Raw genomic sequence first — 13679 nt, forward strand, 5'->3', positions numbered from 1 at the left:
GAGAGCACTATGAGTTAGACAGCTACGTAAAAAATAAGTGTTTTACGTAGAGTGAGAATAGTATATATGTTTTGCAACAATTAATAGATGGCGTATTATTAATTTTCTTGAGAATATAATAAAGCAGTCTATTATTAATATTGTCTAACTGAGGAGGTAGTATGAATAAATTTTTAGCCCTTGTCATGATGGTAATATTGTCGCCGCTTTCAATGGCGAGTGAAAGCCGTATGCCAAGCTCTCAGCCTTATCAAATGTGTACCCTTGATGGTAAAGTCATCATGGTGCAAGCCAATATGTGCTATGCCATGGGCGGACGCCTAGGTGGGCAAGTCGAGAAGTAGTCCGCTATTTTAACCCCTGTTGTCACAAAGCAACGTGAAAAAGTAAGAGCTTCGGCTCTTATTTTTTTTACGTATAAATTTTTAGAAAGAAAAAGCCTTTCTATTTTTACGTTAATATTTAAGTGGTAAATAATATGTGCTTATATTTTTCGCTTTTGTTTTGTTTTACCGTAAATAAAAACCCGAACTAATATTAGTTCGGGTTTTCGTTATTTACGGGATAAAAAGTGACTACATCACCAACGAAGAAATAACCCCAATCACACCACCAAACACGCCGCCCCAGACGACGAGCCAACCCAGGTGCTCCTTAATCATCTTTTGAACGATCTCTTTCACCAGCTTTGGCGTTAGCTCACTCAAGCGTTGGTCGATAATCGCTTCCACGTTGCTTTTCACCTCATCAAGCATGGCTGGGGATTCAAGCTGCTCAATCAGCGCTTGTTTGACCGAGTCGCTCTGGCTAATGTCGATAACAGCTTGCTGCATTTTCTCGACGAATGGCTGCTTCATCGGCTGAAGTGCCTCTGAGCCACCAAGCATGGCGAGCATACCGCCAAATTGAGAGTTCTCGATGACCTCAACCAGAGAGTCAAAAGCTGGGTTAAAGTCTACTTTCTCTAGCACTGGCTCTAGATCGATGTTGATACCTGAGCTCATTTCCTTGTTAAGAAAACGGTCGATGTTCTCGCTGGTAAAAAACTGCTCCATCATGAGGTTCTTGATAGCCAGTTTGAAATCTTCAAAGCGAGCTGGGATGACGCCGGAGCCATATAGTCCTGGCACCTTCTCAAACAGCATGTGGATTGCGAGCCAGTTAGTAACGGCGCCGGAGAACGCGAAAAGACCCGCGTATAGCAGTAGGCTATTGTCCAGTTGATAACCTGCGCCTAGTAGCGCAAGTGCGATGAAATTGGTAATGAAGCTTTTGTTCATAGTTCGATCTTGATAGAAAACGTTGCGCTGATTTTAGAGAAAAAATCAGCGCATAAAAAGCCTCACGTTGAATCAGTGAGTTAGATAAGGTTGGAAAACTATTCTGGTAGCTCTCGAATGGTTTTGATTTTCTCGAGTAGCACGGACTTGTTGAAGGGCTTAGAGACGTAGTCGTCCATCCCACTATCGGTACAGCGCTGGATGTCGTCATCGAGCACACTAGCCGTAAGGGCGATAATTGGCGTACGTGCCTTGTTGTATTGCTCTTCATACAGTCGAAACTCTTCTGACGCGGTAAAACCGTCCTTCACTGGCATCATGCAATCCATCAGCACCACGTGATAGTAATTACTGTCATCGCAAAGGAAGTTCAACGCTTCTTGTCCATTGTTGGCAATGTCTACGTGGTAACCAGACTTTTTGAGTAGTAACGAGGCCACCTTCTGGTTAACCAGATTATCTTCTACCAGCAAGATGGATTGGTTATCGGGACTTTTTGCCATCTCTTGTAATGTCGGTTGTGTCGACTTGACCCTGATATGGTCTGCGGGATCGCCGCTACCGACCACTTCAAGTTTCGGCTCCCTCGTTTTACCCAGCGCTTGGTGTTGTTTTGGCGCATTAGTGAGAGCATCAATTAATCGAGCACCGAGAAGCGGATAGGTGACCAATCCCGCAATCAGCCCCTGATAGTCACCAGCAGCTGCATTTTGAGCTTGAACTAGAACAATAGGAGTTGAAGACCAAGTAACGCCAAGCTTCATCAACTCTGTACGAGCACTTTGGCTATCACTCATGCAATAGATGATGATGCTGTTGCCAGTAACATCCGTTATTTCACTAATCTGTGTGTGTATCACTTGATGCTGTAGTCCGAAGTGGGTGAGCTCATCGGTTACCAATTGCGCGAACCCTTGTTGATTGGTAATGACTACAAATTGCGTTTGATTCAACAGTGGTGACGTTGGGGCTTTCTCTTGAGCAATCCCTGACTCTATAGTGAAGAAGAAGCGGCTGCCTTTGCTTTTTTCTGAATCGATCTCTATGTGTCCTCCCATAAGCTCAACCAGTTGAGAGGAAATCGCCAACCCTAAACCGGTTCCTCCAAATTGACGGGTAACAGAGCTGTCTTCTTGAGTAAAAGGCTTAAAGATCGAGTCTTGTTTTTCTTTATCGATGCCAATCCCCGTGTCCTCGATAGTTATCGTTAGCGCACATCGCTCCCCGCCAATATGCTCAACATCAATGCTGATGCCCACATGACCCTCGCTCGTAAACTTGACGGCATTAGACATGAGGTTCATTAAGATCTGGCGTAGACGGTGATCATCGATTATGAGCATATGTGGCATACCACGCGTGAAGCGCACTTGAAGATCGAGATCTTTTTCTTTGGCTTTCGACATCACGATGGCGATTGTGTCATAGGCTATCTCACGTAAATTTGAGCTATGCAGTGAAATAAGTAAATTGCCAGACTCGATCTTGGAGATGTCTAAGATATCGTTGATCAAGATCAGCAGCGTCTGTGATGAGGTTTCTATGGTGTTGAGGTAGTCGCGTTGTACGGGATCGAGTTGGGAATCCGATAAGATCCCAGACATACCTATGATGCCGTTTAAAGGGGTGCGTATTTCGTGGGACATGTTAGCTAGGAAGGAGCTTTTCGCGACATTGGCCCGTTCCGCTTCATCCTTGGCCGCCACCATTCGACGTTCGTTCTCACGTCGCTCTTCAATTAGGCGATTCATTTGCCCGCCGAAACGGCTAAACTCGTCGTGCCCTTCGGTAGAAGCCAGTACGTTATCACCATCATGCTTCTCAATCTTCTCAAATGTCTCTAGGGTATTGTTGAGGAAAAAGATGATGCGACGAGCGATATTAAAGCTGAGAATGAGCAACGCTAGCATTACGGACAAGGTAATACCTATGGTGAGCCATAACCGAGTTTCTAGAGCACGGATGCCTATGCTCATTTCATTAGAAAGCTGCTTGTTGATTTGTTCTGTCGCTTGTTGAATCAACTCTAAGCGACGATCTAAAGCTTCGACACCGGCAACAATTTCAGGCAGTTTGGGCTTCGCCCCCTCGTCATTCAATACTCGATCTCGAAATTGAATACTCTTAATAAAAGACTCATCAGAGAAGGTTTTGAGCAGTAAACTTACCTGAGAGGCATCGGCGTTGATATTCAAAAATCGGTCGATGAGGTACTGCTGCCTTTCAAATAGAGTCCCTAGTGCTTCGTGGCTTTCCTTATGGTGTTCATGGTGTACTCCGTGCCCTTCATAGATGTCTATATGAATGAGCCAGTTTTCTTCCGTTGCCCAGAAGCGTATCCACTCTAACGTAAATAATGCACTCAAATGAGACTCAATGGAGCGAGCACCAGTATCAACTTTGACGCTTTCAAGTTTGGCAATAAGAACCGTAATCAATTCTTCGACCCAAGAGCTCCACTCTTCGAGCTCCTCGATATCTTCAACAAACTCTATTTCCGCTTGTGCTTCTCGAAGTTCATCGAGTGTATTTTGGACGCTATCTACATCTGTCAGGTAATAGGCTTTGCCGAGCACAAGCTGTAATTTATCGAGACATTCATCTAATTTGGGGAATATGACAGTTTTGTTACTGTTAAATGTTCGTTGGAGTTTTTCTAAGCGCGCCTGGTGTAGGATCGCGCTGTACTTTTCTAGATAGCTAAGTGCCTGTGATTGATGAGAAAGTACTGACATCTGTTGCAGGTTTCTCTGCGTTCGGAACGCTTCCCAAGCGGAAAAGACTAAAATCACTATTAAGGGCAAAATAGCCATTAAAATGATTCGAGTTTTGATCGACATCTTGTTTAACACATCCATATAGCCCATTCCTGACAAATATTCTTGAACATCACTGCTTGTAAACTAATCTATCGGTAGTTTAGGAAAGGAATCCTCTAGAGTGTAATAATAATGACTAAAACGCGCAGTCGGTTAGAATGCAGAAAATCGGTGAATATCATTAGCTTGATTGCGGTCAGCCTGATATTCACTTACGCATTGCTTTTTGCACAGGTCGCGAAGGCTGCAGATGATTACGCTATCTTTTCGATGAACGAAAGTTTTAAAGAGCTGAGCCGAAGTAAAGCGAGAATGCTTTATCGCGGCAAAACCAAGTCCCTACAAGGAAAGCGCGTCGAACTCTCTGATTGGCCTGAAAATTCGGCTGAGCGAGCGACGTTTTATCAGTCTCTGCTCGGTAAAGACGTCGCTCAAATGAATGCCTATTGGGCAAGTCTCTCTTTTTCAGGCAAAGCTCGTCCCCCTAAAGAAATCCGTTCTGCAAGTATTGATGACCTCATTCAGTGGTTAAGCCAGAAGCCTGAACGAATCGGGTATGCCCCTTTGAGCGTTCTGCCGGATGACGCCAATGTTTTATATGTGGTTGAGGGAGGTAAATAATGATGAAGAAGCTTCCAATTATCCTAACAGCCACTTTACTGAGTTCGCCTGTACACGCCGTCATTGAGTTGACTGATACGCTGTCGTTTAGTGGCTTTGGTTCTACTTCTTGGGCTCGTTCAGACAATGACACCCCGCTATTCATCAATCGGTTCATCAAAGACGAGAACTGCTTTGATTGCGATACGACATTTGGTTTGCAATTAGATTATTACAACAACGGATTCAAAGCGTCAGTTCAAGGCGTGAAGCGCCCCCAAGACCATTGGAGCAACCCTTCGTTGGAATGGGCTTACGTTGGTTATGAGTTCGAGAATTTTGATATCAGAGTGGGACGCCAGAGATTGCCGCTCTATTTAGCGTCAGAGTACTTTTATGTCGGACAGGCTTACACGCTGGCACGACTTCCTACGGAAGTGTATGGCGCTTTTCTTGGTATCACGGGATACAACGGAATAGCGGCAACGTGGAACACGTATATTGGCGATGAACTCCAGTTAACGGTAACGCCTTATGTTGGCTTTGACGATAAGAACAGCGTGACGTTTAGTCCCACTTTTGAGCTGGAATTTGAGACGCAAAGACTTTACGGCATCAATGCTCAGCTACTTGGCGATTTTTATCGCTGGAACTTCTCTGTAATGGACGGAAAATTCGATGTTACATCTAGGGGTACAGGCTTTGCTGATATTCCTTTCCCTCCATATGAGATATCTTTCCCAATAGACTCAACGGATGAGAATACCGTCAAAATTTATTCAATAGGCACTGAGTATGAATTTGACATGCTTAAAGCAACATTCGAGTTTCAAAAGACGGAATCTCGACGTATGGATTGGTACAGCATGCTGAGTTATCGATTAGCGCCATTCACGCCTTATGTCGCTTACGGTCAGCTTTATCAGGAGGATAAGCGCTCTAACATGACAACTACGTTGGGTGCTCGATATGACGTTTTGAACAACGTTTCCATTAACGCAGAGTATCAATATGTCAAAGTGCTCAACGATGGCTCGGGAGCATTTGCGCCGGAGAGAACAATCTCATCGGATAACTTAGAGGACAACACTGCCAATCTGTTCACGATAATGGTTAATTTCGTTTTCTAACGTGCAATAAAGTAGAAACTCACATCCCCAGTACTAAATTATCTCTTATTAAAAAGGATTTTGAATGAAGAGGTTACGATGTTGAAATTCAAAGCTGTATGGCTTACTCGACCTTGCCGCACGTTGTCTATTTTGACCGTGTTATTGATAGGCCTCGTTGTGATTCCTCCCGATAGTAGAGCTTTTGCGGCAACTGAATATGCAGTATTCACCCTGAACCAAGATTTTGATGAGCTGACGCGCAGTAAAGCGCGCATGTTGTATCGTGGTAAAGCCAAGTCGCTTCAAGGTAAACGAATCGAGCTATCCGATTGGCCCGAAACTTCGACAGAACGTTCAGAATTCTATCAATCACTTCTCGGTAAAGACGTGGCACAAATGAATGCCTATTGGGCGAGCTTGTCCTTCTCTGGGAAAGCTCGACCACCAAAAGAAATAGGGAATGCCAATGTGAATACGCTCATTGCTTGGTTAATTGAGAAACCAAACAGGATAGGTTACGCGCCTCTAAATGAAGTGCCAAGTGAAGCTAAAGTCCTGTACGTAGTGAGTAAGGAGAAATAACAATGAAAAAACAACTTCTTGCAATGAGCTTAGCAGTGGCATCAACATCAGTAACGGCAGCAATAGATATCACCGACAACTTCTCTATCAGCGGCTTTGGTTCGACGTCTTGGGCTCGTAGCGACAATGAAACCCCGCTGCTCGTAAATCGAAACATTAGAGATGAAGACTGTTTTGACTGTGACACCACGTTTGGGGTGCAGCTAGACTATTTCTATGAGGCTTTTAAAGCTTCGGTACAGATTGTCAAACGACCACAAGATCATTGGAGCGAGCCACAACTTGAGTGGGCTTATTTGGGGTACTCCATCGGTGACTTTGAGGTGCGAGCTGGGCGACTTCGCCTTCCTGTTTTCTTGGCATCTGAGTACTACTATGTTGGGCATGCTTATACTACCGCAAGACCCAATGAAGAGGTCTACAACAGTATTTTGGGTGTAACCGCATACAACGGCGCTAGCATCATTTGGAACTATAGCCTGACTGACGAGCTGCAATTGTCGCTCACCCCATTTGTAGGCTTCAAAGACAACAATGAAGTGGATTTTAATCCTAACCTAACATTGGAGTTTGAAACTAAAAATATGTGGGGTCTGAATGCGCAGTTGATAGGCGATAACTTCCGTGTCAATTTTGCATTCCTCGACTCGAATTTTGATCAGACCAACAAGATACGTAATCTTGATGTTGAAGTTGCTCCTGGTTTTTTCATGACCATCCCTTACTTAGAGCAGCCGCTAAAAGATCAGAACATCAAACTCTATTCATTAGGCGCGGAATATGATTTTGATGCATTGAAGCTAATGGCTGAGGGGCAAAAGAACGATTTGTCATCATCGTGGTACGCAAGTGCTGCCTACCGAATTAGCCAATTTACACCGTATTTGGTCTATGGCGAAACTTATAGTGAAGGTAGTGATAACAACCCTTACGAAGGTAAGACCGGCGATAGTTGGACATTGGGACTACGGTACGATCTACTTTACAACGTCTCATTGAATGCCGAATGGCAGCGCTTTAATGCTGTGAATGGTCAGAGTGGTCCATTTATTCAGTCACCAGAGCAAGACACCGACGCCAACATGTACACCATCATGGTTAACTTCGTGTTCTAAGCATCGCTTAAAACTAAAAAAGGCTCACTTAGTGAGCCTTTTCTTTTGAGCTAGTAAGATTATTTCTCACCTTTCTCCGCAACTTTTTCTAGCGCCAGCACCAGACCAATTGCCGCCAACATCAGAACAACTGCGATAACGAGTTGTGAAGGTTGGCCAGTCACAGACTCAAAGTTGAATGGCGATAGGTTTTCTTGGATAAGAGGAACCTGTTCACCTTTTGAGTTGGTGCGCCATGAGATGGTCTCTTTCCATGGCCATAGCTTTGGAAGCGTACCTAGCATCAGACCTGTCAAGAACACCAATGCGAAATCGCGGAAGCGCTTTAGCAGCCATGAAAGTACGTGCGAGAATGACAGCAAGCCAACCAAGCAGCCTGTCGCAAACAGAGCCATGACATCAATTTGTAGACCTTTCACTGCGCCCAAAACCGGTGTGTACATACCTAGAAGAAGCAGAATGAAGCTACCTGAAATACCAGGAAGAATCATTGCACAGATAGCGATACAACCAGCAAAGAAGATGTTTAGGCTGGTTGGGTCCATCTGAAGAGGCTTGAGTACCGTGATGCTGTAAGCAAACACCGCACCGATCAGCAGCACGATAAAGCGAGAAAGTGTCTTTTGCTCAACCTGTTTAATCATGTGATAAACAGACACCATGATCAGACCAAAGAAGAACGACCATACCGGTACTGGGTGGGTTTCTAGCGCCCAAGATATGAACTTCGCAAGTGACAGAATCGACGTCAGGATGCCACCAAACAGCGCAATAAGGAAAAAGCCATTGATATGGGCAAACGCCGCTTTGAAGCCTTCACGTTTCCAAATACCGAACAGGCTAGGGTTAACGCGTCGGATACTTTCTAGCAAGGTATCGTAAATACCAGTAATAAAGGCGATCGTACCTCCCGATACGCCAGGTACAACGTCGGCTGCACCCATCGCCATTCCTTTTAAGAATGTAGTCAGATAGTTCTTCATGGTTTCTTCTTGGTTTAAAAAGTTGGAGCAGAGTATATATGCATGCGTAATTTAGTGCACTAGAGAAATTGCCATGGCAAGTACCGTTAAGTGCGTCAAATTAATATGAATTCCCAATCTATATAAGTCCATACTCTTCTTCCCATAACACCCCGAAAGCCCAATCAAATCAACGCCTGCAGCTTGTCTAGATAAGTGGAGGTCGATACCACTATGTTGCAAATCTGCAAAGGAACGGACACGAAACCTTCATACAAGCTCGTCAAAGTATCTCTACATCAATAAGGCACCAAGACGACGAGTGCAGTGAGCTAGATTCATTTTCTATTTCGCCAAACTTGTCTAGACAACTCACAAATGGAAGGAGTGGATATGCCAGTTTACCTAGATATCGCATCGGTCTTAGACCAAGAAGTTCGAGAGCAATATACGCCGGGAGAGTACCTACCGTCGGAAGGTCAACTCGCGCAGCGTTTTGAGGTCAACCGTCATACGCTGCGCCGTGCTATCGATGAGCTAGTGAATACCGGGATGGTTCAAAGACATCAAGGCAAGGGCAACATGGTGGTGAGACAGCCAAGTGATTATCGCATTCACTCTGGCGCTCACTTTACCAAGAACCTGATAGAGCAAGGTGCCAGACCGCGATGTGAAGTGATTCAGAGTCGTGTTGTTGCCGCACCGATGAAGATTGCCGAGTACTTAGGTATTGAGGAAGGCGTCAAAATCATCCATATCCGTACTCTTCGACGCACAGAAGAGTGCCCGCGTACCATCATCGACCACTACCTTCCTGATCTGAGCTGGTGGCGAGTATTGAAGAATTTTCACAATGGGTCTCTGCACGGGTTTATCAAACGTGGTCTCGATATCGAGCTTGAGCGCAAGGAGACGCGAGTCGGTGCCAAAGTCCCTACCAACGAAGAATGTCGTTTGCTGCAAATTACGCAGAGTACGCCAATTCTTAAAGTCAAAACCAAAAACGTTATCAAAGGAACCAACATTGTGGCTGAGTTTTCTAGCTCCAATAGCCGTTCCGACGCAACCGAAATAGTAATGGAGCATTAAATGACGGCTGTGACTGAAAGACAAAGCTGGATGTCAGTGTTGGCACAAAGCCAACACAACGAGCTAGAGCGCTTATGGAGCGCCACCAACCTAGAAGCGGACTACCAAATGGTTCGCCAACCAGAAATCGGGCTTGCTCAAGTTCGTGCTCGCATGGGTGGCACAGGGCGTGAGTTCAACATGGGTGACGCAACGATTACTCGTGCTGTCGTTAAGCTCGCAAGCGGAGAGATGGGCTACAGCTATCTGCGCGGAAGAAACAAAGCGCAAGCTGAGCTCGCGGCGGTGATCGACGGTCTTCTGCAAACCTCAACTCACAATGAGTTGCTGATGAATGCCGTGATAGAGCCGCTAGCAGCAATCAAACAAGAGCAGCAGCAACAGCGCGCCAAAGAAGTCGCAACCAGCAAGGTGGACTTTTTCACTATGGTCCGTGGTGAAGATTAGGTTCGCGGAGAAGACTAGGTCAGCATTGAGACCAATTAAAGGCTAACACCTTAGCCCAACTTTCCGTCATTCCTGCGCAGGCAGGAATCTACCCCAAGCGCACGCCCAAGGTAGATTCCCCAACTCGCAGGTGACAAACAAGAATGAAGCGTTGGCGTGCAGCCAACACAAATAGGCAGAACACCATGACAACCATCACCACTGCATTCCAAGACGCAGTTCATGACAGCCAGCACTGCTTTCGATTGCTGTTAAAAGCAATGTCGGAGCCGAGCGAGATTGTTACGCTCACTAAAAGCGAAGGCTTTGGCGCTATGCACAAAGCATCGACACAAACGCTACTGAGCCTTGCTGATAACGCGACGCCAATCTGGCTATCACCATCGCATCATGATGATGCCGCGATTCGTGAGAACATCCGCTTTCACTGCGGTAGCCCAATGACAGAAGAGCAACACGATGCCTCATTTGCCGTGATTGCTGAGCACGATCTTGCTTCCTTTGATTGGAACAACGCGGCTTTTAATCTTGGTTGTGAAGAGTATCCAGATCAATCGACCACTGTGATTGTGGAACTAGGCACGCTTAGCAGCAGTGCAAACCAAAACCTAGCGCAAGACGGCGTATCACTGACGCTTGCTGGTCCAGGTATTAAATCAACCACCACGCTTAACATCGGCGATGTACCTGTGGGTTTTCAACATTTCTTGCTTGAGCGCCAACAACGTTTTGCCTTCCCGCTTGGCATTGACTTGGTATTGGTTAGTGATGATGCCATCGCTTGTCTCCCACGCACCACTCATATCGAGGTGAACTAATGTACGTTGCAGTAAAAGGTGGCGAGAAAGCCATTAACAACGCTCATCAACTCCAAGCTCAAAAACGCCGCGGTAATCCAGAACTTGCTGAGCTTACTGTTGCACAAATTAGTGAGCAGCTATCTGGCAGTGTTGACCGTGTAATGACCGAAGGCGGCATCTATGACCGTGAGCTAGCCGCACTTGCAGTGAAGCAAGCAAACGGCGATTTAGTAGAAGCGATTTTCTTACTAAGAGCCTATCGAACGACCCTTCCTCGCTTGTCGGTATCTGAAGCCGTGAATACCAGCGAAATGCGTATTGAGCGCCGTATTTCGGCAACCTACAAAGATCTTCCGGGCGGTCAGGTTCTTGGTCCGACTTACGATTACACGCACCGTTTGCTCGATTTTAGCTTGCTTGCTGCGGGGGAAAATCCACAGGTTGATACGTCGGAATCGACAGCAATGGAAGCGTGCCCTCAGGTGATGGGAATTCTGGAAAAACTAGATCTGATGACGGCTGAGCAAGACAATCAACAGGTTCCTGAAGACATTACGATGAATCCGGTGAACTATCCATGTGATCGCAGCGCGCGCCTGCAGAATCTCGTGCGTGGTGATGAAGGCTTTTTATTGGCGCTAGGTTATTCAACCCAGCGTGGCTACGGACGCAATCACCCGTTTGCGGGGGAGATTCGCATCGGTTTTTGCGACCTATCCCTGGTGCCAGAAGAGTTAGGGTTTGCTATCGATATTGGCGAGATTGAGCTAACGGAATGTCAGATGGTCAATGGCTTTGTGGGCAGCAAGACTGAGAAAGCCAAGCTGACTCGTGGCTATGGTCTTACATTTGGTTCTACTGAGCGTAAGGCAATGTCGATGGCTTTGGTCGACCGCTCGCTGCAAGCCGCTGAATACGATGAAGCGGTAGATGGTCCGGCTCAAGATGAGGAGTTTGTACTGTCTCACTCTGACAACGTAGAAGCAGCAGGCTTTGTTTCCCACCTGAAACTGCCTCACTACGTTGATTTCCAAGCAGAGCTTGAACTGCTTCGCAAGATGCACAAAGAGCATGAAGAACTTACTCAAACTCAAGGCGAGCAGCAGGAGAGCCAGTCATGAGCCAAACACAAACTAATACCCATGCACAAGGTGTGACCGGTTATAACTACGGTTACCTTGATGAGCAAACCAAACGGATGATTCGCCGTGCGCTACTTAAAGCCGTTTCGATTCCGGGCTATCAAGTCCCGTTTGGTGGTCGTGAGATGCCAATGCCTTATGGCTGGGGGACTGGCGGCGTGCAAATTACCGCAGCGATCATTGGTGAAGCCGACACACTAAAGGTGATTGACCAGGGTGCGGATGACACGACCAATGCTGTCTCTATTCGAGAGTTCTTCAAGTCGGTGGCCAGTGCGAAAACTACCGAAAAAACGGTCGATGCGTCGATTATTCAGACCCGTCACCGCATTCCAGAGATCGCGCTTTCGAAGGATCAAATTCTGGTTTACCAAGTGCCAATCCCTGAACCGCTGCGTTTTATTGAGCCTCGTGAGACCGAGACTCGCAAAATGCATGCCCTTGAAGAGTACGGAATCATGCACGTTAAGTTGTATGAAGACATTGCTCGTTTTGGTCACATTGCGACAGCGTACGCGTATCCCGTTCGTGTTAATGACCGCTACATCATGGACCCATCGCCAATTCCCAAGTTCGATAACCCGAAAATGGACAACATGGCGGCACTACAGCTATTTGGTGCAGGTCGTGAAAAGCGTATTTACGCCGTTCCTCCATACACCAAGGTGCAAAGCCTAGATTTTGAAGACCATCCGTTTGAGATTCAAAAGTGGGATGAGCCGTGTGCTATCTGTGGCGCGACGGACACTTTCCTAGATGAAGTCGTGATGGACGATGAAGGCAACCACATGTTTGTCTGCTCCGATACGGACTATTGCAGCGAACAAGTGGAAAAACAGCAAGCTGAGAAGATGGAGAATTACGCATGAGCACGTCAGCGCTAGTCAATCAAACCAAACATAGCAATGAGCATACTGATAGTGAGCAGCCACTTCTATCAGTTCGTAATCTCACTAAGCTTTATGCGCCGGGCAAGGGCTTTACTAACGTGTCGTTTGATCTGTTTCCAGGCGAAGTGCTCGGCATTGTCGGCGAATCTGGCTCAGGTAAAAGTACCTTGCTGAAATCGCTATCTGGGCGTCAAACTCCAGACAGTGGCGACGTGCTTTATATTCGCGGTCGTGGCGAGGACCAAATTACTCAGCTTGAAGACTTGTATGAAATGGCAGAAAGCCAGCGTCGTCAGCTATTGCGCACTGAATGGGGCGTGGTTCATCAGCACCCTATGGACGGGTTGCGTGGTCGTGTTTCCGCGGGCGGTAACATCGGCGAGCGTTTGATGGCGGTTGGCAAGCGCCATTACGGTGATATCCGTGAGGAGTCAACAAAATGGCTAACGGATGTTGAGATCCCACAGGATCGCATCGATGACATGCCAACGACCTTCTCTGGCGGTATGCAGCAGCGTCTGCAAATTGCCCGTAACTTGGTGACACATCCAAAGCTTATCTTTATGGATGAGCCAACTGGCGGATTGGACGTGTCGGTACAGGCGAAACTACTCGACCTACTGCGTCGCCTTGTCACAGAACTGGAACTTGCTGTTGTTATCGTAACCCACGATTTAGCCGTGGCTCGCCTGCTTGCTCATCGCTTGATGGTGATGCGTCGCAGTGAAGTCGTTGAGACTGGACTAACGGATCAGGTTCTCGACGATCCTCAACACCCATACACCCAGCTACTAGTTTCTTCTGTCTTGCAGAACTGATCGCCGAACTAAGGATTTTCAAT

Annotated in this window: 14 protein-coding genes; 11 read left to right on the forward strand and 3 right to left on the reverse strand. The window is 46.5% G+C overall.

Features of this window, described 5'->3' with window-relative positions; genetic code table 11:
* Positions 1–161: 161 nt before the first annotated feature.
* Complete coding sequence (locus J4N45_RS18835) at positions 162–344, forward strand: hypothetical protein (protein WP_042474933.1); 183 nt, start codon at positions 162–164, stop codon at positions 342–344.
* Positions 345–575: 231 nt separating this feature from the next.
* On the opposite strand, the gene J4N45_RS18840 is transcribed toward J4N45_RS18835, so the two are convergent.
* Both J4N45_RS18840 and J4N45_RS18845 read right to left on the reverse strand, forming a co-directional pair.
* A complete protein-coding gene (locus tag J4N45_RS18840) occupies positions 576–1280 on the reverse strand; it encodes a DUF445 domain-containing protein (protein WP_234497577.1) in 705 nt (234 codons plus the stop codon).
* Between the two features lie 98 nt (positions 1281–1378).
* Positions 1379–4138: a hybrid sensor histidine kinase/response regulator gene (locus tag J4N45_RS18845; RefSeq protein WP_252016019.1), complete on the reverse strand. Its 2760-nt coding sequence runs from the start codon at positions 4136–4138 to the stop codon at positions 1379–1381.
* Positions 4139–4276: 138 nt separating this feature from the next.
* Here J4N45_RS18845 and J4N45_RS18850 point away from each other — a divergent pair, with 138 nt between their 5' ends.
* The 4 genes from J4N45_RS18850 to J4N45_RS18865 all read left to right on the forward strand — a co-directional run bounded on the left by J4N45_RS18850 (position 4277) and on the right by J4N45_RS18865 (position 7508).
* Positions 4277–4720 (forward strand): hypothetical protein, encoded by a 444-nt coding sequence (locus tag J4N45_RS18850; protein ID WP_252017264.1) that lies wholly within the window; start codon positions 4277–4279, stop codon positions 4718–4720.
* 2 nt (positions 4721–4722) lie between these two features.
* Complete coding sequence (locus J4N45_RS18855; RefSeq protein WP_503058248.1) at positions 4723–5829, forward strand: porin; 1107 nt, start codon at positions 4723–4725, stop codon at positions 5827–5829.
* A gap of 78 nt (positions 5830–5907) precedes the next feature.
* On the forward strand, positions 5908–6393 hold the full coding sequence (locus J4N45_RS18860) for a hypothetical protein (RefSeq protein ID WP_252016021.1): 486 nt from the start codon (positions 5908–5910) through the stop codon (positions 6391–6393).
* A gap of 2 nt (positions 6394–6395) precedes the next feature.
* Positions 6396–7508: a porin gene (locus tag J4N45_RS18865; RefSeq protein WP_252016022.1), complete on the forward strand. Its 1113-nt coding sequence runs from the start codon at positions 6396–6398 to the stop codon at positions 7506–7508.
* A gap of 59 nt (positions 7509–7567) precedes the next feature.
* Here the strand turns inward: J4N45_RS18865 and J4N45_RS18870 are convergent, their stop codons facing one another.
* The gene (locus J4N45_RS18870; RefSeq protein ID WP_252016023.1) at positions 7568–8491 is read right to left on the reverse strand and encodes a polyprenyl-phosphate transporter; all 924 of its coding nucleotides are present in this window, start codon (positions 8489–8491) and stop codon (positions 7568–7570) included.
* Between the two features lie 372 nt (positions 8492–8863).
* Between J4N45_RS18870 and phnF the strand changes: the two genes are divergently transcribed.
* The 6 genes from phnF (at position 8864) to phnK (ending at position 13656) form a co-directional block, all read left to right on the forward strand.
* Entirely contained in the window at positions 8864–9559 is a 696-nt protein-coding gene (gene phnF / locus J4N45_RS18875; protein ID WP_234497574.1) for a phosphonate metabolism transcriptional regulator PhnF, read from the forward strand.
* Positions 9560–10006 (forward strand): phosphonate C-P lyase system protein PhnG, encoded by a 447-nt coding sequence (gene phnG, locus J4N45_RS18880; RefSeq protein WP_042474921.1) that lies wholly within the window; start codon positions 9560–9562, stop codon positions 10004–10006.
* A 143-nt stretch (positions 10007–10149) separates the two neighbouring features.
* On the forward strand, positions 10150–10824 hold the full coding sequence (gene phnH, locus J4N45_RS18885) for a phosphonate C-P lyase system protein PhnH (RefSeq protein WP_252016024.1): 675 nt from the start codon (positions 10150–10152) through the stop codon (positions 10822–10824).
* The gene (locus J4N45_RS18890; RefSeq protein ID WP_252016025.1) at positions 10824–11927 is read left to right on the forward strand and encodes a carbon-phosphorus lyase complex subunit; all 1104 of its coding nucleotides are present in this window, start codon (positions 10824–10826) and stop codon (positions 11925–11927) included. Before phnH ends, J4N45_RS18890 begins: the two co-directional genes overlap by 1 nt.
* A complete protein-coding gene (locus J4N45_RS18895) occupies positions 11924–12817 on the forward strand; it encodes an alpha-D-ribose 1-methylphosphonate 5-phosphate C-P-lyase PhnJ (protein WP_252016026.1) in 894 nt (297 codons plus the stop codon). The genes J4N45_RS18890 and J4N45_RS18895 overlap by 4 nt, the downstream gene beginning before the upstream one ends.
* The gene (phnK, locus tag J4N45_RS18900; protein ID WP_252016027.1) at positions 12814–13656 is read left to right on the forward strand and encodes a phosphonate C-P lyase system protein PhnK; all 843 of its coding nucleotides are present in this window, start codon (positions 12814–12816) and stop codon (positions 13654–13656) included. Before J4N45_RS18895 ends, phnK begins: the two co-directional genes overlap by 4 nt.
* Positions 13657–13679 lie beyond the last annotated feature (23 nt).

The organism is Vibrio sp. SCSIO 43140 (genome assembly GCF_023716585.1).
Taxonomy (GTDB): Bacteria; Pseudomonadota; Gammaproteobacteria; order Enterobacterales; family Vibrionaceae; genus Vibrio; species Vibrio maritimus_B.